The sequence below is a fragment of the Virgibacillus alimentarius genome (assembly GCF_017874635.1).
GTDB classification, from domain to species: domain Bacteria; phylum Bacillota; class Bacilli; order Bacillales; family Amphibacillaceae; genus Virgibacillus_B; species Virgibacillus_B alimentarius.
In genome coordinates this window covers 40,049-66,223 of record NZ_JAGIKX010000011.1, presented here as the reverse complement: position 1 = coordinate 66,223, position 26,175 = coordinate 40,049, and the positions used below count along the sequence as shown (strand labels likewise).

Sequence of the window (26,175 nt, the reverse complement as noted above, 5' to 3'; positions counted from 1 at the left end):
CTTTGTATTCGTCGTTGAAAACATTGTATCACAAGGAGTTAATATGACCCTTTTTGTTTATCCTTTTCTTTTACACAATTATATGGACTTAATCGGCATTATCGCTCGACCTCGGTAGGCCCTCGCTCGACTTTTAAGCGTTATTGCGCGAGTTGGGTGGGCTCTTGCTCGACTTTTAGGTGTTATTGCTTGAGTTAGAAGATTAAGTAAGTAATTTGAATTGAACGATAAAAACAGTTACAGTGCAATCCAAAATAACAAAGACCGCAAGTGCTGGAACATCTATGATCCACCCTCAAAGAGAGCAGGCTCAAAGGTTCAAGAAAATAGATCATCCCCTAAAGGTTGGAGGCTCAGGGCTAGGTCTATTTTTTTAGGTTGAAATAGTATTGCCACGAGACGTTAAAAAGTGGATCCAGGCTACTTATTCGCTAAAGAAAATTTTGTTGCAGGAATAAACCCTTCTTCAACGTCATTTGAATAAGGATCTATTGATTGTGGAAATGGAGCTTGTGCTATCTCTTTCATCAGTGAATAAATCTCAATTTTAGAAAAAATAAGGCGACTGTGTTATGTTAAAGTCATCATTTTTTCATGGAGATGGGGTGATTTCATCGTTGGCACGGGAGAAATTCATGTTTTATGCACTGGGTATTGTGATGTGATGTTTACCTTTGGCATTGTGTTAACACTCCAATCAGGGCTCGGTATTTCGCCGTTTGATGCGCTTTTGGTCGGTTTACATAGGACAATCGGACTGACAATCGGAAGCTGGGAAGTTATTCTCGGCGCGCTAATGTTGTTGTTAAATGCACTTTTGCTGCAGCGCCACCCCGCATATTTAGGCCTGCTCACGGCACTGATGATTGGGGTCTGTATTGATCTCTGGGTGGTGATCCTCGACGGCTGGGTTCAGCCTGAAACTTTAGCTGGTCAACTTATTTGTTTTACCTTGGGTTTGATCGTCAACGGGTTTGGAATAGCAACATATCTGCAGGCGAATTTTGCACCGGTGTCGTTTGACGGTACGATGCTTGCGGTGACTGAATTAACAGGGTTTAATGTTAGTATTTCACGCGCGTTTATCTTCATTGTGTTGGTTATACTCGCATTTATTTTTAATGGTCCGATCGGGATCGGCACCTTGTTGATTACCTTTTTGAGCGGGGTAACGATCAATTTCTTTCATCCCTATGTTGAAAAAATGAAAAGGCTAATAGAACTAGGCTGAGTGGTGTTCACGCACTGTTCAGTCTTGTTATTGATAGGTTTTTGCCGCTCAATTGAAGTCCGAAATGTTTATATAACACAGGAGTGGGTATTAAGTATTAAGTTATCTCTTCATTCATTTGATCACTAGTAAAGGCCACGAATGAATGGTTTTTACTCAAACATCTTGGATCAGGGAACTACGAGAAAAAATGATACTAACTTTTTAGAGGAAGGGGTAGAGGTACTCATTTCAATTATAGAAAAATTGAACATCCAAGTATGGTATACCGTTGATCATTTCTGTATATGACGAGAGATAATGAAGAAATTTACCTAAAGTGGAAGATCTACTGTAATTAAAATCGAATAGTATCCAGAAGTAGAAAAAAAGATGAACTAACCGAAATTCGTGTTAGTAGTCTAATGTAGCAAACGATCTAGTTCAGATTTAAGATACAGAAAGTGGTACAAAGTAGTTTTTAATTCGTATTAAATCTCCACATTACGGATTCGTTTTAACAAAAGTGGAGGGGAATTTGAGGCATTGTGTAACATGACAGCATTGAGAAAAAAGATAGAAGAAACGCGAAAAATGATGTATGAAACATATGAAAAAAATCCGAATGACCCAGAAATTCTGTTCATTTCACAAAAATTGGATGTATTATTAAATAAATATGACCGATTACGTAAAAATACGAAGAAATTTAAGTGAATGTTGGGAATTCGAATGTAAAAATTCTTGTGCTTTATACGCAATAGTGTCAAGAGAGTCTATGTCCAATATCTCCTGGATTGATGAGGTATTGGACGTTTTTTGTTACATACGTTATCTCATAGTTCAGCGAAGGACGCACTTCTCGTTTTCATTAAAATGTATCTCATATTGATCGAATCAGCCTTTTAGTAAAAAATTAACAGTTATTTTACATAAGTATAAAACCTTCTTAATAATTACCTTGTATATTTGAGATAAGATTAAAATAAAATTACTTTCGGAAACAGATGATTCTATCAAATTTTTTAGGGGGAATCGGATGTCTATAAAGAATGCAAAATTAAATTGGGTACGATTGCCACTTGATCGCCTTGAAAATTGTCGAGAATTAGGTGGATACAATACAAAATATGGTGAGCAAATAAAGTGGCATACTTTTTTAAGGTCAAGTAATATGAGCAATCTCACGCAGGAGGATATGGCTTTTTTAAAAGAGTATGGAGTAAAAACCGTCATTGATTTAAGAGAAGAAGATGAAATAAAAGCTTATCAAAATCCACTAGCAGAGATGGATTTCTGCAATTATCATAACATTCCATTTTTTGCTCAGCAAATATCGAAAAGCAGTCTATTTAAAGAACCGTTTTTGGGTGATTCCTATGTTAAGATATTAGAGCAAATCGACTCGATCAAAAGGATCTTTGATACGATTGATCAAGCACCAGAAGGATGTGTCGTCTTTCATTGTATGGCTGGCAAAGACCGTACAGGCATTTTAGCCATGCTGCTGTTAGGTATAGCGGGAGTAGAGAAAAAAGACATTATTTCCAATTATGAAGTAACTTATACGAATTTGGAGTCATTGCATGCGTATAAAAGTCTATACGAATACGAAAGCATTCCGAAAGCGTTTTTGTATTCTCGTCGTGAATATATTTTACGAGCTTATGAACATATTGTTCATTCCTATCAAAGTTTTGATCATTATTTGATGGCAAAAGGGGTAGAGCGAGGAATCATCGACCGGGTGAGAAGGCGCTTATTGGGCGTTGGAGAAACGGTTACAATGCATGGAAACTTCAAAGGTTAGCAGGAGAAGTGTTAGCACACCACTTCTCTTTTTTTGGTTACTGGGACCTCCCGCTAGTTAAATAGCATGAATCCCCACTCCCATCTTAATCATCGTATCCAATCACTTGTTTCATGACAGTCGCATAATTTGTTGATGTGATGATTATTACGAAAAGGAGTGACATAGTCGTGGTGAAGCAGTATATGGATTACAAAGATCCTGATTTGCACTATTCCTATGATTTGGGACAAAGTAGATTCTTTACTAAAAATCAAGACAATTATATCAATGTGCTTGGTAAGGAACAATTGCCAACAATCGGTAATGTGTTTTTGCTTGACGTGTTTTTAAGTACCGGCAATGTTGTTGAGCCGCATTATCATTCAAATGCGTCAGAGTTAATTTATTGTATTACGGGTGAAACAATTGTTTCAATGATCAACCCATCCACGAATGAATTGAAAAATATCCGAATCCAGTCTCAGCAGGTGGTGACTATTCCACAGGGATGGTGGCATTATTTTGCGGCAAGTATGGATCACACACATGTCCTTACCATTTATGATACGCCTGAGCTTGATACTGTTTGGGGTTCCGATGTCCTGCGCTTGACGCCGCCTCAGGTGTTTGCTCATACGTATTGCCTCGATCAAGGGCAGATTCAACAAGCGTTAGCACCGATAAGAGATACAGTCATCATTGGGCCGCCGGCAGATTGTGATCGAAGTAGAGGCAGATACAGCAATAAGGATGCTTATTACCAACCCTACTATCCTTCTAATCCATATTACACAAGGGGAATGCACCCCCACTACAATGATTCGTAAAAGTTGGGATTAGCTGTTTTAAAACGGCCCATGTTTTTGTTGTTTGATAATAATTGGATTAACATTCTATATCCATCTTAATTGTTACTCTTGAATAAACGGACGTACTGCCATAGGCATATGAAACATAGATCAACCAGAAATGACTGGTTGACCTCACAATACGATCGAGCGCAATTCTGGAGTGGGAATTGTGCTCTTTATTTATGAAAAGGGACAGTTTGTGAAAACAGAATATGTTAAAATTTAAGTAAATGATTCATCGAAACCAATGATAGATTTGGTACAATTGAAATTTCAAAAAGGGGACCTTAGAAAATGCCATGGACTGACATTAGCTCGCTAATCATTATGCTCGTACTATTAGGAGAGTGCTTTATTTTAATGCGTAAAAATAGTGTTTTAAAAAAGGAAAATGCTCGGCTTTTAAAGAAATACAATGGGTATGATGATCTGAAAAATGAAGCAAAACATTTAATGGAAACCTCAACGGAATTGAAAACGATAAAGGCGTTGAGGGAAAAACACGGTTTATCTTTGGTAGATGCTAAGAATATCGTTGATTCCGTAAAATAGTGTAGTGAGCAGCAAAAGGGCGCATGGAAGCAGGACAATGCCTAGAATAGCCGTTTCATGGAGGATCACCTTCTAACGATACGGGGGGATTTTATTGGGTGTAACAATATTACAAGTTGTTTTTTTGTGTGGAATAATTTATGGTTTTCTTTCATTCTTCCTTGAGATGAAAAATAAATCTAAAAAGGATAAAAATCAGTTAATGCTATCCATTTCCGTGGTAGTGGCATCTACAGCATCATTTCTACTCCTGCTTAATTAACTTTTTACGTCTCAAATTATTCAAAAACCTTCTTCTTCAAATGTTTTTGCTCTTAGTAATTTGGTATTTATTGGTTATAGGAATATTTTTTTTAAGCGTTTTCTGAGGAGCATGAATGTCCATTTTGATGAATTGTTTTTGGTTAATGTAATAGGTAGGGGACTGTGATAATTCGTTATCTGATCGAAACCTTAGTTGGTTTAACAATAATAAAAGGAATGGTTTGACGAATGAAAAAGCGAACAATGATTCTTTATTTTCATGTTGTTTTATTTATGCTAGCAGGATGCGTTGGTAATACAAACGAGGAATCGACAACGGATTCTTCGGAAAACAATTCTGCTATAGAATCAACAGAAGAAGATCCCATCGAAACAGATGAAAGTACGTCAGCACGTGAGTTAGGCGAATCAGACATGGATGATGAAAATGAAATCTCGTCAGATGAATCTGGTCATACGGATTCGGATCGTAACTCATCGGAGAATGGTGACCTCGATGCGGGAGATAAGGAGGACAAAGAAACATTATTATCCCAGTATTCTAGTGAAGAAATTGAATATGCTCGAGTTTGGTTGCAACTTGGACCAAATCAAGAGATAGATGAATTGAATGTTCGACATATTCCAGCTGGCGAACCAATCCATCCTAATGATGACACCAGTGCTAGCTATCCAGAAGATGTTATCCAGTTAGCAGGTTCTCGCTTAGTAGATGGATCAGTAACATATAGTGGTAATGGAGATGGGACGATTCATGTATACAACGTTCCTTTACGTTGGGATAGTAATGATGCTGCTGATGTAGATGAAAACTTCATGCGAGAATACACAGCGGATATTATTGAAAATACAGAGCTAGTGTACGTTGACCCAGGGGACGAGGAAGAAATCATAGAATTCATCGAAGTGCTAAATGTTCATAATTAAGCTAACTGGCGCCAGTTTCGTATATACGATGGCCAGATTGTAGCATCGTTCAATAAAGGTTAGACTCTAATTATTTAGGATCTAACCTAATTTATTCTTTATTTTGTATAAGTTTACTTTACTTTTATACAAGAATATTTTACTATATACGTGTAGTTGAAAAGGAAGGTGTTGATCTTGAAAGATAAATTTGAGGATTACATTGAAAATAAAGTGTATGAACATAGGGTTTTAAAAAGAATGACGCAAAAAGATTTAGCGGACGCTATCGGTGTGTCTAAGCAAACTATATTTGTTATGGAAAAGAATAATTACTCTCCTTCTCTTATTTTGGCTTTTCGAATAGCTGATTTCTTTAACGTAGATGTTAACGATATTTTTACTTATGTGAAAGGAAGTGATCAAAATGTGGAAAACTAGCACAGAAATATCAAATTCAATCTTTTATCCTTTAAAAACTTGGGCGGAAGAATCACCTGGTAATTGGAATATGCTTCTTGGCAGCGGTTTTGTACTGCTTATAGTCGGAGTCATTCTGTTACTTGTATATATCCTAAAAATGGGAAAAGGTGACGAAAGAACAAATCAAATCCATTTAAAAAGTACCCTCATGATGTTACTTGTAGTAATTTTGTGCGATATAAGTTTCCCGAAAGAATATATGTGGCAAATTTTCTTCTTGTTTAAATATGCTATTGCATTTATCGCTTCAGGAATATATCTAGCTGTTCGATATAAAAGGGATTTTTCTTAACTAAAGAATTAAATAGGACGATCAGATGTTAAAAGCACAATCATCTAAATAGAAAAACAAATAACGAACGGACGCGATTCCTGAATAAAGAGCGAGCGACACCAGATTGTGGTAGATCACGTCATATGTAATTATTTTTGAAAATGATGTTAATTTAACTTCCAGGTCAATAGTTATTATTATACGGTGATAAGAGGATATATTGAAATTGAGGTGAAACAATGCAAGCTTTACTTGCAATAGACAATCTGACAGGTGGCTATTCTAGAAAGAATGTGCTTAAAGGTATCAGTTTTAAAGGAAGCAAGAATGAAGTAGTCGGTCTTATCGGCTTAAATGGGGCTGGCATATGAATGGAATCAATAAAGGAGGATGTATCATGAACAAACATAAGATTTATACAATGAGTGTCGCAAGAGTCTATCCCCATTATATTTCGAAAGCAGAGAAAAAAGGGGGTACAAAATCAGAGGTCGATGAAATCATCCGTTGGTTGACAGGATATAGCCAGGAAGAGTTGGAAGTACATCTGGAAAAACAGACGGACTTTGAGACCTTCTTTGCGGAAGCTCCCCAATTGAATCCTTCACGAGTTTTGATCAAAGGTGTAATCTGCGGCGTCCGAGTAGAAGATATTGAAGAACCAACGATGCAAGAGATTCGCTATTTGGATAAGTTAATCGATGAGTTGGCAAAGGGAAAAGCGATGGAGAAGATTTTGCGGAAATAATAATGAAAAACGACGAAACACCGATTCCATTTTATAGCTTTCATTTTAAGTAATGATTAAACAATCGGGTGCTCTTCCAAAAGAGTACTTTCTTGGTCAATCGAGCTAGATTGTGAAACAAATATGCAAAGAACAAAGGGTTGTTTTGTAACTTAAAACATTTTAGAAATGGAGGTGCTAGCCATAAAAAAGTTCCTTGTTCCAATTTTAATCGTATTCATTATCAGTTTAATGGCAGGAAGCTATTTCATCTTACGCTTAGATAATATTAGTGATTTTACAGTGATCTTAATAACGTTAATCCTAATAGCTCTCCCTCCATTTGGCACCTACTGGTTATTGATACGTACAAGAACAATGCCAAAATTGTTACTATATCTTTCTTTTATTATATGTCTAGGAGTGTCTTATTTAATAATCCCTTCTTCACAAAAAGGATGCTTTAATAAAATGTTAGTTTGGCTTATACCAGTTTTAGAAATCAGCGTTTTAATTGTAGTTATATACGGCATTTTTAAAAGTGTTATAAGCTATAGGAGAAACAAGCAAGATGAGGAACACGATTTTCTAGATGTCATTAGAATATCTCTTGAACCTAAACTAGGAAATGGTTTTGTTTTAGGAGCAATTTTAACGGAATTAAGTGTTTTCTACTATTCCATTATAGGATGGTTTAGAAAACCAACTGTGATTGAAAATGAAGACGCCTATTCTTATCATAAGACTTCACAGCTTAAAACAATCATCATCATATTTTCAATCTTAATAACACTGGAAGGTGCATTTTTCCACTTTCTTATTCAGTCATGGAGTAATATTGCAGCGTGGGTTTTCACAATATTAAATATCTATGCATTGCTTTATATTATGGGATTATATCACTCCGTAAGATCATTACCGCATATTATTACTTCTGATAAGGTCATTATTCGCTTTGGCTATCAAAGCAGTGTTGAATTGGAAATTAGTAATATAAAAGATATAAAAACTGCTAAAGAACAAGGCGGAATTGGGGAAAAAACACCAAAAGATACGTACTTTGCAATGTTACATATGGATTCACCTCAATATGAAATCTTTCTAAAAGAACCTGTTTTAATGAAAAGTTCGTATGGACGAAAAAAATATGTTAAAACGGTAGTATTCAGAACTGACGAACCAGCAAAAATGGTTGAAGAATTAAATTCAAATATTGATTCTCTAAGCAATGAATAAAAAGTGATTGTTCTACGAACGGGCGCGAGAACGGAATAACAATCGTGATATATTTGGATTTTTAGGCCAAATTGTAGAGAATTGATTAAAGAATAATTTGAATTAAATGTTAAAATAGAAGGGTGAAAAAATGATCTAACAGTTAGGACGCCGGGGAATTGGTGAAAATCGTAACAAATTGACGCTCCATAGAAGTGATCTTTACCGCCCCTTTGTTTCGTATAAAGCAGAATTGCCGGTAAAGCAATTGCTATTGAACTTGCCAAAGAAGGTGTTAATGTTCTTATTAATGGCCGGAATTATGAAGAAGTAGAACGAATTGTAAATGAAATTAAATCAGATTTTCCGATTACCTCCGTATGGGAGAAATATTTCCGTACCAATGTTCTTGCTGCAAATGGTTTATCTAAATTTTATTTTACCTAAAATGTTTGGCTAGACTTAAAAATACTCAACAACAAGAGATAAATAGTAAAATCAGCAACCCGGACTAGATCCTTTTGAGAGATTGACAGCGTTTGCACAAAAGGCTATAATAAATTCGACAAGTTAAAGTAATGGTGGAGTTATGGAGACCCATGCTGTAATAGTACTTCTTTCCTGAAGTGCGTCTATTGCGGTGTGGGTTTTTGTCTTTTCACATACTTGTTTGTTTAATAGAAATTAAGTGAAGGAGGGGCACACGTCCGAAGTTTTAGCAGGTGACGGATCTTGGTGAGGACCATATAGACTAAGTTACAAATAAGGAGGAAAAGGGGAAACATGGAAAATGGAAAAAGAAAATCTAAGCTATATTTAATAATATCATTAATATTAGTTGTTGTTAGTATGATTGGCGCATCTTTGGTTCAGACTTCCGGTGGTGAAGTAGAGGTCAAAGAAATGCAATGGGAGACTCCATCTGGCCATATGATGAGTGCGTTTTTGTTTGTGCCTGATGGTGTGACTGAAGATAACCCTGCTCCGGGCATAGTTACTAGTCATGGCTGGTATAATAACAAGGAAATGCAGGATATGAATTTCGTTGAATATTCCAGAAGAGGCTATGTTGTTATGTCAATAGACATGTATGGACATGGGGAGTCCGAAGCTGTTAGGCCCGATGAGTGGCAAGAACGAGGAACAGGTATGTATGATGCTGTTGAATTAATGGCTGATCTCCCATATGTAGACACTTCAAAGATTGGAATAACAGGTCATTCTAACGGCGCTCGAGCTGCCAACTGGTCTATTGATGCGGACAATGAAAAAGAGAACCCATTGATCTCTTCGGTACTATTGGTAGCAAATGATGCGGACTATATAAACCCGGAAACTGGAAAATACTATAATAAATACGGAAGCAGAGATGTCGGAATTGTAGCAGCCCAATATGATGAATTCTTTTTCCGAACTGAAAATCCGGACGGTACAATGACTGCACCGAGAGATTTTATGGGCACGGATAATGCACAATCGTTTCTCCATTTTGGTGAATCCCCTGACAATATTGAATCAACTCGCTCCAGTTATGAGATGTATGAAGAAGAAATAAATGGAGAATCAGCTACACGCGTGATTTACAATCCGGCTCAAACACATCCGTGGAATCACTTTTCCGGTCATGTAGCAACACAGAGTATAAACTTTTTTGACGAAACACTGGGAAACCCAGAGCCGATACCAGCAGATAATCAAGTATGGCAATTCAAAGAGTTCTTTAACTTATTAGGCCTTATCGGTTTTGGGATGTTTCTCGTAAGCTTTACAAAGGTGTTGCTATTTACCCGGCCATTTGCAGGGCTCCGTGCATCACAAGACCCGTCACCAGCTGAACTCGCAACGAAGAAGCAAAAGGGGTGGTTTTGGGGAGGACTTGTGGCAAGTGCTATCTTTTCAGGAGTTTCCTACATCGCCTTATTTAACTGGGCGATGGTGAATCGTCCGGATTTCTTTCCACAGGCATATACATTTTATGTTGGAACATGGGCTGCATCGAATGGGTTATTTGCTATACTGCTAGTGTTCCTGTCCCGTAAATTTGCGGATAGTGAGCATAAATCCACGTTGAAAGATATAGGTGTATCCATTAGCTTAAAAGCACTTGGAAAAACGGTGCTTTTTGCTGTCATTGTAAGTGTAGCTGCGTTTGGTTTGGTTTTTGTCAGCGACTATTTGTTTAATACAGACTTTCGAATCTGGTTCATAGCGGTTACGGACTTTTCGCCGGATAAACTTATTATCGCATTAAAATACCTTCCATTTTTCTTAATATACTTTGTAGCCAATTCCGTAGTGGTAAACAGTTTCAATTATTACAGGAATGGAAAAAAAGAATGGATTAATACCGCTTTACTAGCTCTTTTTAACACACTCGGGCCAATAGTAGTACTCGCTATTCAATACATCACATTCTTTATTACGGGACATGTATTTTTTGAAAATGTATCGGCTATCGTAGGCATTTGGCTAATTAGTTTCCTGGTCATCTTACCTGTAGCTGCGATAATTTCAAGGAAAATTTTCAGAGCAAGCTTGAACCCTTATTTAGGAGGGATAATTATTGCCATAGTCGTTACATTGATTTCTGTGACTAATACTTTAACACAACTTCCAAACTAATTAGTAAGAGTGAATATTTGCAATAGCCTGCCGCACTTGGCGGTAGGCTATTTTTCTGTAGCTCACAGGATTTGCGGTATGCTGACGGATATGCCGCGCGGCTGAAAAACTGGAGATAACTTTAAAGGCTTAACTATTGCTAATAGTTATCGAATAAGAGCTGTGCCCGTCTTGCTCATAAAGGCCAAATAGTTGAATAAGATATGTTAAAAATAAACGGATTGGTATTTTAATGGAATGCATAAAAAAACAATACGCTAAATAGAGAGAATGATAAGCTTTTAACGATAGCTGAGGAAGAAAAGTAGTTTAACCTTAGTAAGGAAGGAGGGGTTGTCACCTTTTTTTTATTGTTGATTTTGGATTTTTTTCAGGAGCATCAGCCATCCCGGATACAAGAATTTTCTAGTAAGCGAAAGATATTGAAACTGTGGAAAGGAAAGAGGGGCCTGTTGCCTTTTCTTTCCTTTTTGCTGAGGCACATGATTTACTCTGTATTCGCTTGCTGAATTTGCTGTAATAAATTTGTGAAGTCAAAAAGGGTCTTCGAAAATTCCTCTTCACTAAGACCACTCTTGTTAATAAGCTTACCGGGAATCTCCGCTGCCGTTTCCTTTAATTGTTTTCCTTCTTCAGTTAAGGAAATTAAAACACGCCTTTCATCATCGGGATCTCGTTTTCGGTATGTTAACGCTCTTTTTGTAAGGCGCTTGAGCACTGGGGAAAGTGTTCCGGAATCGAGAAAAAGACTGTCTCCCAACTCCTTCATTGTACAGGAGTCTTTTTCCCACAAAACAAGCATGACAAGATACTGTGTATAAGTTAAATTGAGTTCTTCCAAAAACGGACGATACAATTTATTTATTTCTCTTGATAATGAATAGATAGAAAAACACAGTTGGTTGTTTAATTTTATTGCTTCATCTTTCTCCATTAATATTCATCCTTTCAGTACTTCCCTACTTTAAACTATATGGAAGTTCATAAAATGTCAAACTTATTTTTTGACGAGAAGAACTTTCTATGTTTCAATAAGTTTTGCGCAATTGAATTGTGTAAAATTAAATTGAGGTGATAAACTTGAATCCTTTATATACTGCTTCATCCACTGTCAGAGGTGGACGTAATGGACGTGTGATTTCAGATGATAAGATAATTGATATGCCATTAGTAATGCCTAAATCACTTGGCGGTGGAGGGGGAGAAGGAACCAATCCGGAACAATTATTTTCTGCTGGGTATGCGGCCTGCTTTGACAGTGCGTTGAATCTGGCTGCCAGAAAACAACGAATTAAGATTGACGAAACAGCGGTGAAAGCGCAAGTATCGATCGGAAAAGATACCGATGGAGGTTTCGCTCTTACTGTTGCATTGGATGTTAAAATTCCAGGGGTTGAACAAGAAGTAGCTGAACAACTTGTTGAATCCGCCCATCAAATCTGTCCATACTCCAAAGCAACCAGGGGTAATATTGCAGTCGACTTGAAAGCTAAAGGGGTGGAAAGATAATGACATTAAAAGAAAAATTGAAAAATAGTCAGATTCTATTGGCAAAGCGCCCAAAAGGGATGCCAACAAAAGAGAATTTTACATTTAAAGACAGTCCAGTACCACAACCGGAAGAAGGACAGGTTCTTGTTAGAACAATCTATTTATCTGTTGATCCGTATATGAGGGGGAGGATGGATGATGCAAAATCGTATGTGAAACCTTTCGAATTAAATGAGATGATCTGTGGCGGAATTGTTGGAGAGGTCATTTTGTCTGATTCAGATCAGTTAAGCGTCGGTGATAAGGTAGTCGGGACGCTTGGATGGCAGCGATATAACGTTATTAAGGAATCCAAGGTACGTAAAATTGATGAAACAATCGCTCCTCTGAGCGCATACCTCAGTGTCCTTGGCTTAACTGGTTTGACTGCTTATTTTGGTCTGCTTGATATTGGTCAGCCAAAAGAAGGGGAAACAGTTGTTGTATCCGGTGCAGCGGGAGCGGTTGGTATGATCGTTGGACAGATTGCCAAAATTAAAGGAGCTCGAGTTGTTGGAGTTGCTGGCTCCGATGAAAAGACAACCTATTTAAAGCAGGAGCTTGGTTTTGACGAAACGATTAACTATAAAACCTCTCCAAATATGGAACAGGCGCTTGAGAAAGCCTGTCCAGATGGAATAGATATATATTTTGACAATGTCGGCGGACCAATTTCTGACGCAGCGATAAATCTATTAAATGAATTTGCACGCATCCCTCTTTGCGGTGCGATTTCGTCTTATAACCGGACTGACGGTGATCTAGGTCCGAGAATTCAGACAAAACTCATTAAGAGCCGTGGATTGATCAAAGGCTTTCTCATTGGTGACTATGCTGACCGTTTCAGTGAAGGTATCCGAGATCTTTCAAGCTGGTTAGCCGAGGGGAAACTGAAATATGAAGAAAATATTGTGGAAGGATTTGAGAACGTACCAGAGGCTTTTCTCGGTTTGTTTAAAGGTGAGAATCTTGGCAAGCAACTTATAAAAGTTGATGAGGAATAACGAATTAGAAATAAGGAAATGTATAATGAAGGAGGACCTAAATTGAAAGCAGTTATGATTGAAAATTACGGCGGGATTGATGAGTTAAAGTATACGGAAATAGACAAACCAAGTTTGAAAGACAATGATGTTTTGATTGAGATAGCAGCTACGTCCGTAAACCCCGTTGATTGGAAAATACGTGAGGGGTATCTAAAAGGAATGCTGCAATATGATTTTCCATTTGTTCTAGGTTTGGATGCTGCAGGAACAATAAAAGAGGTAGGAAAAAAAGTGACGAAATTCAGGGTCGGAGACAAGGTATTTACCCGGCCGGATATAACCCGTAATGGAACTTATGCGGAATATGTAGCTGTTGATGAAAACCTTGTTGCAAAAAAACCGGAAAATCTATCTTTTGAAGAAGCTGCATCCATTCCGCTCGTTGGATTAACATCGTGGCAATCTCTTTTTGACTTTGCTGACATCAAACAAGGTGACAAAGTGTTAATTCACGCTGGATCAGGGGGAGTTGGAAGTTTTGCCATTCAACTCGCAAAATCCTTGGGTGCCTGGGTGGCAACGACATGCAGCACGAAAAATGTTGAATTTGTTAAATCGTTGGGGGCAGATAAAGTTATTGATTACCGCAACGAAGATTTCAGACAGGTTCTTGCCGATATGGACATTGTGTTTGATACGCTTGGCGGTGACATCCAGAAGCAAAGTTATGATGTTTTAAAAGAAGAAGGTGTTCTGGTTTCTATTGCTGATCAGCCTAATCAGCAATTAGCCCAAACGAAAAAGGTGAAAGCGGGCTTTGTTTTCCTTGAGCCTGATGGTGAACAGCTTGCTGAGATTGGGGAAATGATTGAACAAGGAAAGATCCGCGCAAATGTAGGGACAGTGATGAACCTTGAGGAGATTCAAGAAGCACACCGATTAAGTGAAACACATCATGCCAAAGGAAAAATTGTCCTCCGTGTGAGGTAAGGAAAGTGGACGAATCTTACTAACGATTTTTTCAGCAAAGGAGTGACAACGCTGGTCCTTATTTTGAATAGGGGCTAACGCGTAAAATAGTGCAAAAGTTCAGTGCCGCATCCATACTTGATAAATTCGGTATTGATTCGATTGTTTAATCTTTTTGGAAAAGACAAAATGAAATATTGGGAATGAAAAATAATCATCAGTTAGGGCTGTGAATTTATTAGATGAGGAGTTGTTTGCATGAAAGTATTAGTGATTGGTGCATATGGACAAATTGGACAACATATTTTATCTCTCCTGAACAAGAGTGAACATCAAGCGAAGGCGATGATTCGCAACGAAAATCAGGCGAGTGAACTAAAACATTTAGGGGCGGAGATTGTTGTTGGTGATTTAGAACAGGATTTTTCTTATGCATTTGAAGGTTGCGATGCGGTGATTTTCACCGCTGGTTCCGGTGGCCATACCGGTCCTGAAAAAACGGAATTGGTGGATCGCCTAGGTGCTATGAAGGCGGTGAAAGAGGCAGAAAATAATCATGTAAAGCGTTTTATCATGGTCAGTTCAATGAATGCCGATACTCCTGATAATGGTCCGGAGTCTATGAAGCATTATTTCAAAGCAAAAGGCGATGCGGACAAAAACTTGCAAGCCAGCCATTTGAATTATACCATTCTCCGTCCTGGAAGGTTATTAAACGAACCTGCCAATGGGACCATTACCGCGGCGGAACATATCGAAGACCGTTCCAGTGGCATTCCGCGTGCTGATGTAGCGCAAGTTGCTGTCACTTCACTAGATACAGAAAATACATTCCACCGGGTGTTTGAAATTCTCTCAGGCGATGTTCTGATTGAAGAGGCACTAAGGAATGTTTAAGGAATTTGCAGGTAATGCAAGTATTTATATGATATGCGATTGGTTGTTTTTATGATAGGAAGGTACATTGATTTTTGTAAAATAATCTTTTTTAAGGTGAAGTTATAAAGGGGTGGCAAAAACGTTGAATGAAAAATACCAGCCATTATTTGAATCCTTTTCTTTTCCGAATGGTACCCGATTGAAGAATCGTGTGGTCATGGCCCCCATGACCAACTGGTCCTCAAATTCGGACGGAACGGTTTCTGATGATGAAGTGAAATATTATAAACGTCGTTCAAAAGGGGTCAGCATGGTCGTCACAGCCTGTGCCAATGTGACAGCAGGTGGCAAAGGATTCTCCGGCGAAATTGGTGTGCACAATGATGATATGATCCCGGGATTAAGGAGGTTGGCGACAACGATTCAAGAGCAAGGCGCCAAAGCGGTCTTGCAAATTTATCATGGCGGACGGTTGTGTCCACCGGATTTAGTCCCAAATGGGGACATTGTCAGTGCTAGTGCAGTTCCACCGGGAGAGAACGGACCGGTTCCCCGTGCATTAGAGGATGGGGAAATTAAGGGAATCATTCATGCGTATGGGGAGGGCACCCGTCGAGCTATTCAAGCCGGATTCGACGGTGTTGAAATCCATGGAGCGAATGGCTACCTGATCCATCAGTTCTTTTCTCCCCATTCAAATCGTCGTGACGACCACTGGGGTGGAAGCCTGAAAAAACGAATGAACTTTCCACTGGCTGTCATCAATGAAATCCAGAAAACCGTGAATGACCACGCAAAAGATCCATTCATCGTAGGTCACCGGCTTTCTCCGGAAGAACCTCAAACTCCGGGTATTACAATGGCGGACACGTTGGAATTCGTTGATGTGTTATCCGATAAGGAACTGGATTACATTCATGTTTCACAAATGAATTTTTGGTCTCGCTCTAGACGTGGTGTGGAAGATACACGTTCACGCATAGAAATCATCCAAGATCGTATAGGGAACAAAGTCCCAGTTATCGGAGTAGGCTCCATCTACTCAGCCGAGGATGCCCAATCCGCAATCCAAAGCGATGTACCTTTGCTAGCTTTAGGACGCGAACTTATTATAGATCCTGACTGGGTAGGCAAAATCGAACAAGGAAAGGCTTCCGACATTGAGACCATTTTAGATACAAATGGTCAAGAACGGCTGGTCGTACCAAATCCTCTTTGGAAAGCGATTATCCACACCCCTGGATGGTTCCCTGGTGTCGATTAACAAATTTAAATTCTTTCTTCAAAAAGCCACCTACAAAAGGTGGCTTTTTATACGATTAATTCCAATAATAATGGTTACAGACTTCTTAAAAACCTTTCATAACATCATTATACTCACAAACTGTATATCTTACTGGTATTCTGGTAGATTGCCTACCCAGTTTTTCAGCCGTTCAAGATATCCGTCGACATACCTTCTCTCGAAGAGCGGCTTCATCCCTCAGGCATTGATGTACTCAGGATTGTTGACGAGATGAATTCGGGAAACGTAGCTTCGGCATTTCGCGTTTCAAAGTGTTTATAGCAGAACTTGTCGCGTCGCCCGTTGCAGAAGATAGGTAATTAATTTCAGTATTATTGTAAGGCTACCAACTTTGTTGTTAAATGACTGAAAGGGGCAGATTGTTTGATGATACTATGCTAAAATGGCACCAGATAAAAATTGTTTTAGAGGTGGGGATTGAAAATGCAGCGAGGTAATGCATAAAAAATGGATATTGTTGTTCATACAGTACTTTTAATGCTTGGTTTAGCAATGATCATATTATCCGCTTTTGATATTTTTACTGCGGATCATTCTACGATTTGGATTATATGAGGGATTCTGTTTTGATTGATGGTGTATCCCGGTTTTTTTACATAAAAAAAACATAAACGAGACGAACAGTATATATGTTAAGCGATCGGACGCGATTATGAAACAAACAATTGCCATTTACGCTTTGAATCAGGGGAATGGCTTACAACAAGGAGGGTATTTAAGATTCTAACCCTTATTATCATTCTAGTATCTATTCTAGTTTTAGATCAATTTATCAATCGAAAACTAATAATGAAATTGAATATAGAGGAATCTGACTTAGGTAAAAAATACGTAAATAAACTACATAAATATGGTGAAGGAATACTCTATTGGATTAGTTTAATTGTGATAATTATAGCAGTAAATGAATTCCCACATCTCAGAATACTTATTTTTGTTGGTATGACTGCTGTGTTCGCTTTTCGTACCATAATGAAATGGATTTATGCAAGAGAAAGTAAAACATACCTCTTAAGTGCTATAACTTGTGTTTTATTCATTTTAGGATCGGTTATTTATGGGGTGACAGATTACTCTAATTTAATTTAATACGAACGGGCGCCTTCCCCTAATAAAGTTAGGCGCCTGTCTTGCTATATAAGGGCCATGGGAAAACATGCAAAGAAGATATCACGTCTTACCGAAAACAAATCGGGTATATACCTAAGCAGCCGATATTGTATGATAAACTAACACTTCACGAATATTTGAGATTAACGGCAATGGTTTATGACGATGCGGAGTTATATCTATAAAGGCAGACAATTGTATAATCGATATACATCGGCTAATGGTGCATCCGAAGCATTTCAGAAAAGGAATTGCCCGGAGGTTATTAAATTGTATTGAAGGCAAAATGGAAAACTTTGTAGCAGTAGTAGCGTCAACCGGGACTAAAAATGCACCAGCAGTAGCCTTCTATTTGAAAAATGGACTTTTAAAGACAGTAGAAACAAGAATAACCGAGCACCTATCTCTAACTTTTTTTAAAAAGCAACGATAATAACAAGTCTGGTAAAAGGAGAAACTGGATGATTTTCACTAAAAAAAGAACCGCAATAACTGGCGTTGTGCTTATTCTCTTATTGGCGGCAATTGCATTGATTTATTACTATTCCTATTATGAAGAAGACCTGAACAAACCGCTGCCGATGACTATCACGGTAGATGGGGAAGACGATCAAGAACCGGAAACCATTGCTTATCGCTTCTGGTTTGATTATATGAATCAGTATCAGGGGGATGATGTGAGTTCCTGGAAACGGTTGACGGACGTACGTTATAACGACTTTCAATTATTGGCTGGTGATGAAAAAGAATTTGCTGTTGAGGTAGCATTCTGGGTACAGTTGGAAAAGGGAAAGTGGTCCACCCATCATCGTTGGGGAGAAGTGCAAGAGGACGGTAAGGTAAAAAATCTCCAGTGGACCTTTCGGATCAGGAAAACAGGCGAAAACGAGTATACGCTACTTAGAATTGATGACATATCTAAGGCCACTGGCGACTTACCTCCGTTAGAAGATACCTATCAAAAAGAGGCTGGAATAGAAGTTCCCGATGAGAACAATCGTTACCGGATCGGAAATGACACGCTCGAAGTCACATATAATAACGGTGAAAATTGGACGGCAGTTCCAGTAGACATTGATCAATTATTTGAAGGCGATTATAACGGGCCAAAAGATGAATTGATTGATGACAGTTATCTGATAACACCAGAAAGGACAGCTTTCGTTGTCGGCGGTCATCAGGATATAAAAGTATTGCAATCAACGGATCAGGGAGAAACCTGGGATACAGCAACGATCCCTAGCCCATTCCAAGCAGTACGGATGCGTATGCTTGATTTTGTATCTGAGAACAACGGCTTTTTGATTCTAACTGGAGGCCGTACGATGAGCTGGGAAGGCAATATGATTTTCAAAACAAATGATGGTGGCACAACTTGGGATGAAGTCGGAAATGTACCGTTAGAACGACAAGTAACAAGCGGCGGATTTATCAATGAAAAGCTCGGATTCGTGTCATTTGGGGCAATTTCCAGGAACAGTAATCCGGAAGTGCCTGACTTATATCGGACAGCAGATGGCGGCAAAACATGGACACAGGTGGAAGTGCCAATCCCAACAGAGTATAAGGGGATTTTCACTGTTGCGGAAATTCCAACATTTGACGGATCCCAGGGCACATTGCTTGTGAAACAGGGCCAAAACGGCGATTATCAAGGGGGAAAAGTTATGGCTAAGTTTGTCTCTGTTGATGATGGTGTAACGTGGTCATTTGCGAATTTAGTTGATCCGGATGATGTGATGGAAAGGTGATTAGGGGGGAATGGAAAAAGGCTTGAACCTGGCATTCCTCTTTGACGATATCCAGGCCGATAAAAGGGTCCATATGTGATCACCACTTCTTTCATCGATTTGCCGATGCGCCCCTTGCATCACTCATAATTTCATAGCTTCGCTTGTTATACGGAATCGGTGCCACGCCGGCCAAATCGTCCTCCCCCGGCTACCTTAAGCATCAAACTTATTAAAATAGATCAACCAGAAATGACTGGCTAACCTTATAAAAAATGAACGAAAGGGATGAATTTTTCGATGTTATGGATTGCTACACAAGATAAACAAAGTTTGGTGAATGTAAAAGAAGTTACTGTAAATGGGAAAAAAATAGAAGGTGTTATTGGTAGTGCAACGTTAGATGAATGGAGCAAAGTTTTGGGGAAGTACGAATCAAATGAAAGAGCATTAGACATTCTTCATGAAATATTTATGAAAATGGAAGAAAGCAGTGGTATTTCTGTGACATACATGATGCCTAAAAAATAAGTATCAACTGCTGAGTAATCATTGTATCTGCCGTTACCAGTCGCTTTTCACCTAATTGACAGAATAGTTTGAGTGAAGTCATAGACTTTGAATTTGATCGCCTGTTCCGGCCTTTCATACAAAAAAGCAATCAATGAAGAGGAGTGTTCCATAAATGAAATTAAACGCAGATAAAATATTGCAATCTCTAAACGAGGAAGAAGTTTACTCCTTTATGCGAAATGTCCTATTTCGGTTGGATTATTTAGATACTACTGCATACCCAGAGAAACAATTCATAACAGATGTAAGGGATTTGAAAAAGAGATATTGGCAGTTACATCAACAACGTACCAACCCGAATAGAGAATATGAAGAACAACAAGTCAGCAAAGTGCATATTGTCTTCGATCTTTCTAGTAGTGGGTCTTTAAAAATTGCGCTACGGGAAATTCTAGCAGCAGAGGGAGAAAAGGTTATCGCTTTTTCCGATATATTTTCAGTGGGTCCGATTTGGCGGTTACATACGGAAGAAGGTTTGAAAAAACGAAAAGAATGGTTGTTCTATCATATTAATCTAGAGGAAGAATATATCGATGACTTTGGAGAAGAGTTTGTAAAGATTCGTTCGCAAATTGATGCCATTCCAGATGCTATTCCGATTCACATTTGGTACGGGGATAATGCCCACGAACAAACGGGTCTGCGGGTAGCGCTTTATTTATTGAGAGAAAAGTTGAATCCAGTCAAGCTAATCAATACCACCAAAGCGTTTCGTACTGTTTTTGCAGAGAAAAAAACAGACGATTATCCAAGGAATACAGCCGAAATCGCATCGGAACAATTAGCAGCTATCTATCAAGAGACATCAGCTAAAGAATTAACACCTGTGCAGCGCAGGGAACTAGCGAAAGAATGGGTCACTCTATCAAAAGGTGATAAAAAGCTTCGATTATGGGAAAATGGTCACATCCATTCTGTGTCGGAGGACTACCTGGATGATTGTATCATTCGATCATTGCAAAAGCTTAATAAAGAACGGGGAAGTAATGATTTTATCAAATCGGCTAGATTAATCGGTGAGGTCATTGGCCACTCTTTGCATGTTGTAGGTGATGGATTTATAGAATACAGAGTCAGGGAGCTTATCGTAAACGGGATATTTGATATAAAAGGTGTACCCAAAGCGATGAGATACTACGAAGTTAAGTTTCGGTCTCCCCAGATGCTGACTGGTATAGATTAATGAATGCTTGAAGTATAACAGGGAGTATGTTTATGAAAATAGTTGTATCGTTCGTAACTGTATTTATTATTTCGTTTTTATTGATCTTTAAATTAGTTTATAACGGAAATAAACAAGAACCCGAGGGAGAAAAAATAGGTTTCTTCATGGTTATTTTTGTTACAGTAATGCTTGCCTTACTTCCTACGGCTGCAGTAGGACTGATGTTATTTCTTTTACTTGGTTCCGCAAATGCTGTAAACATGATTTTTTCTTTAAATCTAAGCGTGGATCAGTTAGTTGTTTTAGCCATTTGTTTTTTGGTTTATTCATTTATCATTGAAAGCATTATTGAAATAATAGTGAAGTATATATTAGGAGAAAATGTATTTTATCATAGTACTGTACTACTTATACGGATAGGCGTTTTTTATGTTATTGGAAAAGGTATTGGTCTGAATCCAAAAGTTAGTTTCTTCATTGCAGCAGGAGTTGCAATCATGATCCTTTTGATTGAAACCTTATATAATTGGAGAGAAAAAATAAACAAAAGGATTTAAAAGACGAATAAACCGGTCTTCAACGATCGGGCTAATCGAATCGTACGTCTTTCTGAAAACGGCCATTTTAATGGAATCATTAAGGGAGGATGTATCATGAACGAACATAAGATTTATACAATGCGTGTCGCAAAAGTCTATCCTGTGAGTTGGCAAGGGGAAAGCGATGAAGAAGATTTTGCGGAAATAATAATGAAAAACGACGAAACACCGATTTCATGTTATAGCTTTCATTTTAAGTAATGATTAAACAATCGGGTGCTCTTCCAAAAGAGCCCTTTCTTGGTTCATCGGGCCAGATTGTAGGGAATGAATTTTAAGAAAGAGGTGGACAGAATTGATTCTTTTAGCAGAAATTTTAAAGGCAGTAGCTAGCTTTATGCTTATTTTAAGTTCTGGTTTTTATTTAAGGCATCTAGAGAAAACTAAGAAAAAAAGAAAGCTTTCAGGTCCTGAATTTGCAATGTATCTATTCGTACAAATTGCGTTTGCTTTCTTTGCAATCGGTTTACTGATTGGAGTGTTTTTTAGATAGAAAAGCAACTCAAACTTTATCATCATTTACCAATTTGAAGGTGGAAGACAATGAAGAAGTTAACAACTTTTCTCGCCATTATCTGCTCACCGATTATTCTGACTGCATGTAGTGATGAAGTGGCTCTTTCGATTGGATATTTTTTTTGACACACATATTAGATAATGCTAATATGATGTAAATAAAACATATTAGTTTATTCTAATATATAAGGGGAGAAATACATGTCAAAAATAGATCTTGATACGAAGGTGAAGTTTATTCATGGGTTTTCCCACAAAACAAGGATACAAATTCTTGACAGCATAAAAGACAACGAAAAAACTGTATCGCAAATTGTTGATGAGATAGAAGGTAATCAATCAAGTGTATCACAACACTTAGCTTGTCTCAGAGGTTGTGGTCTTATTGTTAGTAGACAAGAGGGGAAATTTGTCTATTATCAATTACGAAATGAAAAAGTACGTCAATTGCTAGCTATGTTTGATGACGTTCTAATAGACATCCATATGGATATAGGTACGTGTAAAAATCACATAATTTAGGGGGTGATATGATGAGCTGTTGTTCTAATAGTCAAGAAAAAATAGTAACAAATAGCAGTTGTTGTGGTGCAGAGGGTGCTAAAGAAAGTACTAATACACATAGCTGTAGTACTGAAGCGGATAAAGCCACAGCGTCGTGTTGTAGTAGTGAAGAAGGATCAAAAGGGATTGGTGGATCCAGTTCTAAATCAGATACAGTCAACAAGAGTTGCTGCAGTACAGTAGAAGAGAAAACATCTTGCTGTAGCAATCCTAAAGGGGCGACTGTTGGCGTGGATTCAGCACAGGAAGGGGAGGAAATTGAATACAGAGTTTATGGTATGGATTGCCCTTCATGTGCATCAACCATTGAGAAAGGGTTACAACGCCTAAAAAATGTCATTAGTGCAAAAGTTAATTATAACACCGAAAAATTACAAGTTGTTGCAAATGGAAACTATTCATCCGCACAATTAGAGAGCACAGTGCAAAATCTCGGATTTACCGTTGAACGGATATTTCAAAATAACAAGATGCGGATTTATGATGTTCAAGGGATGGATTGTGGTAGTTGTGCGAAAAGCATAGAAAACCATTTAATTAAAATTCAGGGAGTAAGTGATGTTCAGGTAAGTTTTGCTGCTGGAAATATGAGAATAGAACATACAAATCCAGTAGATGACATTTTAAAAGAAGTTTCTAAAATTGGATTTCATGCATCCTTACAAACGAGAGACAGAAAGCCTGTGGAGAATAAACGAAATAAACATGAATTATTAAATACAATTATTTCGGGGGCATTTATTGCGATTGGCTTTGTCGGTTCTTATATTGGTTTTCCAACGTTTGTTTCTACTATTCTATTTGCTAATGCTATTGTAATCAATGGTTATCAACCAATTAAAAGTGCTTACTATGCAGTGAAAAGTCGTTCTCTTGATATGAATGTATTAATGTCTTCGGCTGCTATTGGTGCGGCAATTATTGGTGAATGGTTCGAAGGGGCAACAGTCGTTTGGTTGTACTCTTTGGGAATTTACTTGCAAAACCGTTCAATGGATCAAACGAGAAAGTCTATACGAAACTTAATGAATATGGCCCCTTCAATGGCATGGATTCGAGTAGACAATGATTTAATAGAAAAACCTGTAGAAGAAGTTTCAGTTGGCGATACAATTGTTATAAAACCTGGTGATAAAATACCTTTAGATGGAAACATTATACAAGGTGAATCAAGTGTTAATCAAGCACCTATTACGGGAGAATCCCTTCCGGTGGATAAAATTATCGGGGATGCTGTTTATGCGGGTACGATGAATGAAAGTGGCTCATTAGAAGTTGAGGTAACTAAATTAATTGAAGATACAACGCTATCTAAAATCATTCACTTAGTAGAGGAGGCCCAAGAGCAAAAAGCACCAACAGAAGCATTTATTGATCGATTTGCAAGTATTTATACACCGATTGTATTTGTTCTTGCCATATCGGTTATTGTCATTCCACCGTTATTTGGATTTGGCTTATGGAGTGAATGGATATACAAAGGGTTAGCTTTATTAGTTGTCGCTTGCCCGTGTGCGCTCGTTATATCAACACCAGTTGCTATTGTTTCCGCTATAGGTAATGCTGCCAAAAACGGTGTTCTCATCAAAGGTGGCACGTTTTTAGAAATTGCTGGTAAAATTAATGCTGTAGCCTTTGACAAAACTGGCACACTGACGGAAGGGAAACCAAGAGTATCTGAAATTCATCCGATAAATACTTCTGAGACGGAGCTATTGTCCGTCGCTTATGCATTAGAAAGTCACTCGACACATCCAATTGCAAAAACGATTGTACAATATGCTCAGGACCGAAACATTTTACAAGCTGAAGGATCACTATTCAAAAACATTGTCGGTAGAGGGGTTAAAGCGACAATTAATAACAAAGTTTATTATGCTGGGAATCATCGGTTATTTGAAGAAATGAATATTTCGCTTAGTAGTGTGGACCATATAATTCAGTCGGTACAACAATACGGATCAACGATTGTAATCATTGGAAATAGGGAAAAGGTTTTAGGAGTTATCAGTGTAACAGATACCTTACGCACTACGACTGTAAAAACATTAGATCATTTACGTAAGGTTGGGATGGAGCAAATTGTTATGCTAACAGGTGATAACGATGGAACGGCAAAACGAATTTCAGGACAAACGAGTATTAATCGTTATTTTACCGAATTACTGCCTGAAGATAAGGTGACAGCATTGAAACAACTACAAAGAGAGGGTAATAAAGTTGCTATGGTTGGTGATGGAATTAATGATGCACCAGCTCTTGCAACGGCAGACTTAGGGATTGCAATGGGTGGAACAGGAACAGACACAGCGATGGAAACAGCAGATGTTGTTTTAATGGCCGATAACCTTGATAAATTACCGTATACGATTAAATTAAGTAGAAAAGCTTTAACAATTATCAAACAAAATATTTGGTTTTCTTTAATTATTAAATTTATTGCATTAGGATTGATTTTCCCAGGGTGGTTAACCTTATGGATGGCGGTATTGAGCGATACAGGTGCAGCAATTATAGTAATCTTAAATGCATTACGCCTTTTAAAGTCGCCAAATCATTAAATGATAGTGCCTATTCTATGGATAGTTCTAAATAACAAACATTCTGTAAGAAAATAGTATTAAACTAAATATTGTTTATTTAGCAAACTTGTAAGGTTTGTTGGATTAGATAAGGTTATCTTGGTTTATATAGGATAGCCTTTATTTTTACTCTTTTTCCTTGTGAAAAGCAGCATTTGGGAGACAACGGAATGTACGGGTAATTCAATCAAAGGTCCAGTTACTAAAGCTCAAGCAATGAGAGGCAGATGAGGAAATGCCGTCACAGCTATAGCTAAACCATTTATCTTATCCGCAGCAGCATTTATAGGTGTCATGTACCTTCCCTCACGCTTTACAGCAATTCTTGTTGATAAAATTGGTCGTCCTGCTATAGCGGTTGCTTCTGGAGTTACATTTTTTCGGTATGGAGCCAGGAAATTGAATAATAATTTAAATGAAAGGAAATTTTCAATTTCCATTTTGTGTTAAAATGAAGGTGCTTCCATAACCTCATCAATCCAAAGGGGTGATGGTAATCACATTTTCATTAATATTTGGATTTCATATGGGGCTTTGGGTCTGTTGGTTATAATTGGTTGCTTTTCTTGCCTGGATCCTACACATTGTTACCTACGAATATTGCAGACTTAATATTTATCCCTGTATGGTTCGTGTTATGTGCGGCCTGTTACTGGATTAATAACCATTAGTTTCTAATTTGGCTTTTTGGCTAGTGGAACTCTGCAGATGTAAACAACTTACCCGTAGTGAACAGTCTTGTGTGAACGGACGTAATAATTGAATCGTGT

General features: G+C 38.0%; 28 protein-coding genes and 3 pseudogenes. 29 read left to right on the top strand and 2 right to left on the bottom strand.

What is annotated here, in order from left to right; genetic code table 11:
* Window positions 1–661: 661 nt before the first annotated feature.
* The 14 genes and pseudogenes from J2Z81_RS08050 to J2Z81_RS07985 all read left to right on the top strand — a co-directional run bounded on the left by J2Z81_RS08050 (window position 662) and on the right by J2Z81_RS07985 (window position 10,896).
* Complete coding sequence (locus J2Z81_RS08050; protein ID WP_226981286.1) at window positions 662–1,231, top strand: YczE/YyaS/YitT family protein; 570 nt, start codon at window positions 662–664, stop codon at window positions 1,229–1,231.
* A 534-nt stretch (window positions 1,232–1,765) separates the two neighbouring features.
* Window positions 1,766–1,927 carry an aspartyl-phosphate phosphatase Spo0E family protein gene (locus J2Z81_RS08045; protein WP_226371097.1) on the top strand — a complete coding sequence of 54 codons (162 nt, stop codon included), beginning with the start codon at window positions 1,766–1,768 and terminating at the stop codon, window positions 1,925–1,927.
* A 322-nt stretch (window positions 1,928–2,249) separates the two neighbouring features.
* The gene (locus J2Z81_RS08040) at window positions 2,250–3,020 is read left to right on the top strand and encodes a tyrosine-protein phosphatase (RefSeq protein ID WP_226371090.1); all 771 of its coding nucleotides are present in this window, start codon (window positions 2,250–2,252) and stop codon (window positions 3,018–3,020) included.
* Window positions 3,021–3,190: 170 nt separating this feature from the next.
* Window positions 3,191–3,829 (top strand): cupin domain-containing protein, encoded by a 639-nt coding sequence (locus J2Z81_RS08035; protein ID WP_319023828.1) that lies wholly within the window; start codon window positions 3,191–3,193, stop codon window positions 3,827–3,829.
* 318 nt (window positions 3,830–4,147) lie between these two features.
* A complete protein-coding gene (locus J2Z81_RS08030) occupies window positions 4,148–4,405 on the top strand; it encodes a hypothetical protein (RefSeq protein ID WP_029268228.1) in 258 nt (85 codons plus the stop codon).
* Between the two features lie 94 nt (window positions 4,406–4,499).
* Complete coding sequence (locus tag J2Z81_RS08025; protein ID WP_156947694.1) at window positions 4,500–4,667, top strand: hypothetical protein; 168 nt, start codon at window positions 4,500–4,502, stop codon at window positions 4,665–4,667.
* 230 nt (window positions 4,668–4,897) lie between these two features.
* Window positions 4,898–5,596 (top strand): hypothetical protein, encoded by a 699-nt coding sequence (locus tag J2Z81_RS08020; protein WP_029268230.1) that lies wholly within the window; start codon window positions 4,898–4,900, stop codon window positions 5,594–5,596.
* Between the two features lie 177 nt (window positions 5,597–5,773).
* Window positions 5,774–6,016 carry a helix-turn-helix transcriptional regulator gene (locus tag J2Z81_RS08015; RefSeq protein ID WP_029268231.1) on the top strand — a complete coding sequence of 81 codons (243 nt, stop codon included), beginning with the start codon at window positions 5,774–5,776 and terminating at the stop codon, window positions 6,014–6,016.
* Window positions 6,003–6,350 (top strand): DUF2178 domain-containing protein, encoded by a 348-nt coding sequence (locus J2Z81_RS08010; RefSeq protein ID WP_156947695.1) that lies wholly within the window; start codon window positions 6,003–6,005, stop codon window positions 6,348–6,350. The genes J2Z81_RS08015 and J2Z81_RS08010 overlap by 14 nt, the downstream gene beginning before the upstream one ends.
* 221 nt (window positions 6,351–6,571) lie before the next feature.
* Window positions 6,572–6,697: pseudogene (locus J2Z81_RS08005) on the top strand (ABC transporter ATP-binding protein); the annotation flags it as partial.
* 32 nt (window positions 6,698–6,729) lie between these two features.
* Entirely contained in the window at window positions 6,730–7,080 is a 351-nt protein-coding gene (locus tag J2Z81_RS08000; protein WP_226371089.1) for a DUF2200 domain-containing protein, read from the top strand.
* A 450-nt stretch (window positions 7,081–7,530) separates the two neighbouring features.
* The gene (locus J2Z81_RS07995; protein ID WP_226374423.1) at window positions 7,531–8,295 is read left to right on the top strand and encodes a hypothetical protein; all 765 of its coding nucleotides are present in this window, start codon (window positions 7,531–7,533) and stop codon (window positions 8,293–8,295) included.
* A 231-nt stretch (window positions 8,296–8,526) separates the two neighbouring features.
* Window positions 8,527–8,712: pseudogene (locus J2Z81_RS07990) on the top strand (SDR family NAD(P)-dependent oxidoreductase); the annotation flags it as partial.
* Window positions 8,713–9,057: 345 nt separating this feature from the next.
* Window positions 9,058–10,896, top strand: a complete 1,839-nt coding sequence (locus J2Z81_RS07985) for an alpha/beta hydrolase family protein (RefSeq protein WP_029270301.1) — start codon at window positions 9,058–9,060, stop codon at window positions 10,894–10,896.
* A 487-nt stretch (window positions 10,897–11,383) separates the two neighbouring features.
* Here the strand turns inward: J2Z81_RS07985 and J2Z81_RS07980 are convergent, their stop codons facing one another.
* A complete protein-coding gene (locus tag J2Z81_RS07980; protein WP_029270303.1) occupies window positions 11,384–11,830 on the bottom strand; it encodes a MarR family winged helix-turn-helix transcriptional regulator in 447 nt (148 codons plus the stop codon).
* Window positions 11,831–11,976: 146 nt separating this feature from the next.
* Between J2Z81_RS07980 and J2Z81_RS07975 the strand changes: the two genes are divergently transcribed.
* The 15 genes from J2Z81_RS07975 (at window position 11,977) to J2Z81_RS07905 (ending at window position 25,384) form a co-directional block, all read left to right on the top strand.
* Window positions 11,977–12,405, top strand: a complete 429-nt coding sequence (locus J2Z81_RS07975; protein ID WP_226371088.1) for an organic hydroperoxide resistance protein — start codon at window positions 11,977–11,979, stop codon at window positions 12,403–12,405.
* Window positions 12,405–13,430 (top strand): NADP-dependent oxidoreductase, encoded by a 1,026-nt coding sequence (locus tag J2Z81_RS07970; protein WP_226371087.1) that lies wholly within the window; start codon window positions 12,405–12,407, stop codon window positions 13,428–13,430. Before J2Z81_RS07975 ends, J2Z81_RS07970 begins: the two co-directional genes overlap by 1 nt.
* A 42-nt stretch (window positions 13,431–13,472) precedes the next feature.
* Window positions 13,473–14,402 (top strand): NADP-dependent oxidoreductase, encoded by a 930-nt coding sequence (locus J2Z81_RS07965; RefSeq protein WP_029270309.1) that lies wholly within the window; start codon window positions 13,473–13,475, stop codon window positions 14,400–14,402.
* A 237-nt stretch (window positions 14,403–14,639) separates the two neighbouring features.
* Window positions 14,640–15,278, top strand: a complete 639-nt coding sequence (locus J2Z81_RS07960; RefSeq protein WP_226371086.1) for an SDR family oxidoreductase — start codon at window positions 14,640–14,642, stop codon at window positions 15,276–15,278.
* 124 nt (window positions 15,279–15,402) lie between these two features.
* Window positions 15,403–16,524, top strand: coding sequence for an NADH-dependent flavin oxidoreductase (locus tag J2Z81_RS07955; RefSeq protein ID WP_226371085.1), 1,122 nt, complete (start codon window positions 15,403–15,405; stop codon window positions 16,522–16,524).
* A 681-nt stretch (window positions 16,525–17,205) separates the two neighbouring features.
* On the top strand, window positions 17,206–17,655 hold the full coding sequence (locus J2Z81_RS07950; protein WP_319023829.1) for a DUF4181 domain-containing protein: 450 nt from the start codon (window positions 17,206–17,208) through the stop codon (window positions 17,653–17,655).
* 196 nt (window positions 17,656–17,851) lie between these two features.
* Window positions 17,852–18,109, top strand: coding sequence for a GNAT family N-acetyltransferase (locus J2Z81_RS07945; protein WP_226371094.1), 258 nt, complete (start codon window positions 17,852–17,854; stop codon window positions 18,107–18,109).
* Window positions 18,110–18,137: 28 nt separating this feature from the next.
* Window positions 18,138–19,427 carry a WD40/YVTN/BNR-like repeat-containing protein gene (locus J2Z81_RS07940; RefSeq protein WP_226371084.1) on the top strand — a complete coding sequence of 430 codons (1,290 nt, stop codon included), beginning with the start codon at window positions 18,138–18,140 and terminating at the stop codon, window positions 19,425–19,427.
* Window positions 19,428–19,706: 279 nt separating this feature from the next.
* The gene (locus tag J2Z81_RS07935; protein ID WP_029270915.1) at window positions 19,707–19,937 is read left to right on the top strand and encodes a hypothetical protein; all 231 of its coding nucleotides are present in this window, start codon (window positions 19,707–19,709) and stop codon (window positions 19,935–19,937) included.
* Between the two features lie 154 nt (window positions 19,938–20,091).
* Window positions 20,092–21,162 (top strand): DUF1835 domain-containing protein, encoded by a 1,071-nt coding sequence (locus J2Z81_RS07930; protein WP_226371083.1) that lies wholly within the window; start codon window positions 20,092–20,094, stop codon window positions 21,160–21,162.
* A gap of 32 nt (window positions 21,163–21,194) precedes the next feature.
* The gene (locus tag J2Z81_RS07925; protein WP_226371082.1) at window positions 21,195–21,701 is read left to right on the top strand and encodes a hypothetical protein; all 507 of its coding nucleotides are present in this window, start codon (window positions 21,195–21,197) and stop codon (window positions 21,699–21,701) included.
* A gap of 96 nt (window positions 21,702–21,797) precedes the next feature.
* Window positions 21,798–21,944, top strand: coding sequence for a hypothetical protein (locus tag J2Z81_RS07920; protein ID WP_226371081.1), 147 nt, complete (start codon window positions 21,798–21,800; stop codon window positions 21,942–21,944).
* A gap of 94 nt (window positions 21,945–22,038) precedes the next feature.
* Window positions 22,039–22,236: a hypothetical protein gene (locus J2Z81_RS07915; protein ID WP_226371080.1), complete on the top strand. Its 198-nt coding sequence runs from the start codon at window positions 22,039–22,041 to the stop codon at window positions 22,234–22,236.
* Between the two features lie 224 nt (window positions 22,237–22,460).
* Complete coding sequence (locus J2Z81_RS07910; protein ID WP_029265659.1) at window positions 22,461–22,781, top strand: ArsR/SmtB family transcription factor; 321 nt, start codon at window positions 22,461–22,463, stop codon at window positions 22,779–22,781.
* Window positions 22,782–22,792: 11 nt separating this feature from the next.
* Window positions 22,793–25,384 carry a heavy metal translocating P-type ATPase gene (locus J2Z81_RS07905; protein ID WP_226371079.1) on the top strand — a complete coding sequence of 864 codons (2,592 nt, stop codon included), beginning with the start codon at window positions 22,793–22,795 and terminating at the stop codon, window positions 25,382–25,384.
* Between the two features lie 125 nt (window positions 25,385–25,509).
* Here the strand turns inward: J2Z81_RS07905 and J2Z81_RS16065 are convergent.
* Window positions 25,510–25,662, bottom strand: a pseudogene (locus J2Z81_RS16065) (arsenic resistance protein); the annotation flags it as partial.
* Window positions 25,663–26,175 lie beyond the last annotated feature (513 nt).

Coding starts and splice junctions, on each gene's coding strand:
- J2Z81_RS08045 (WP_226371097.1), top strand. CDS start 1,766: ATGACAGCATTGAGAAAAAAGATAGAAGAAACGCGAAAAATGATGTAT.
- J2Z81_RS08040 (WP_226371090.1), top strand. CDS start 2,250: ATGTCTATAAAGAATGCAAAATTAAATTGGGTACGATTGCCACTTGAT.
- J2Z81_RS08030 (WP_029268228.1), top strand. CDS start 4,148: ATGCCATGGACTGACATTAGCTCGCTAATCATTATGCTCGTACTATTA.
- J2Z81_RS08020 (WP_029268230.1), top strand. CDS start 4,898: ATGAAAAAGCGAACAATGATTCTTTATTTTCATGTTGTTTTATTTATG.
- J2Z81_RS08010 (WP_156947695.1), top strand. CDS start 6,003: ATGTGGAAAACTAGCACAGAAATATCAAATTCAATCTTTTATCCTTTA.
- J2Z81_RS08000 (WP_226371089.1), top strand. CDS start 6,730: ATGAACAAACATAAGATTTATACAATGAGTGTCGCAAGAGTCTATCCC.
- J2Z81_RS07995 (WP_226374423.1), top strand. CDS start 7,531: ATGTTAGTTTGGCTTATACCAGTTTTAGAAATCAGCGTTTTAATTGTA.
- J2Z81_RS07985 (WP_029270301.1), top strand. CDS start 9,058: ATGGAAAATGGAAAAAGAAAATCTAAGCTATATTTAATAATATCATTA.
- J2Z81_RS07980 (WP_029270303.1), bottom strand. CDS start 11,830: ATGGAGAAAGATGAAGCAATAAAATTAAACAACCAACTGTGTTTTTCT.
- J2Z81_RS07970 (WP_226371087.1), top strand. CDS start 12,405: ATGACATTAAAAGAAAAATTGAAAAATAGTCAGATTCTATTGGCAAAG.
- J2Z81_RS07960 (WP_226371086.1), top strand. CDS start 14,640: ATGAAAGTATTAGTGATTGGTGCATATGGACAAATTGGACAACATATT.
- J2Z81_RS07940 (WP_226371084.1), top strand. CDS start 18,138: ATGATTTTCACTAAAAAAAGAACCGCAATAACTGGCGTTGTGCTTATT.
- J2Z81_RS07935 (WP_029270915.1), top strand. CDS start 19,707: ATGTTATGGATTGCTACACAAGATAAACAAAGTTTGGTGAATGTAAAA.
- J2Z81_RS07930 (WP_226371083.1), top strand. CDS start 20,092: ATGAAATTAAACGCAGATAAAATATTGCAATCTCTAAACGAGGAAGAA.
- J2Z81_RS07925 (WP_226371082.1), top strand. CDS start 21,195: ATGAAAATAGTTGTATCGTTCGTAACTGTATTTATTATTTCGTTTTTA.
- J2Z81_RS07920 (WP_226371081.1), top strand. CDS start 21,798: ATGAACGAACATAAGATTTATACAATGCGTGTCGCAAAAGTCTATCCT.
- J2Z81_RS07910 (WP_029265659.1), top strand. CDS start 22,461: ATGTCAAAAATAGATCTTGATACGAAGGTGAAGTTTATTCATGGGTTT.
- J2Z81_RS07905 (WP_226371079.1), top strand. CDS start 22,793: ATGAGCTGTTGTTCTAATAGTCAAGAAAAAATAGTAACAAATAGCAGT.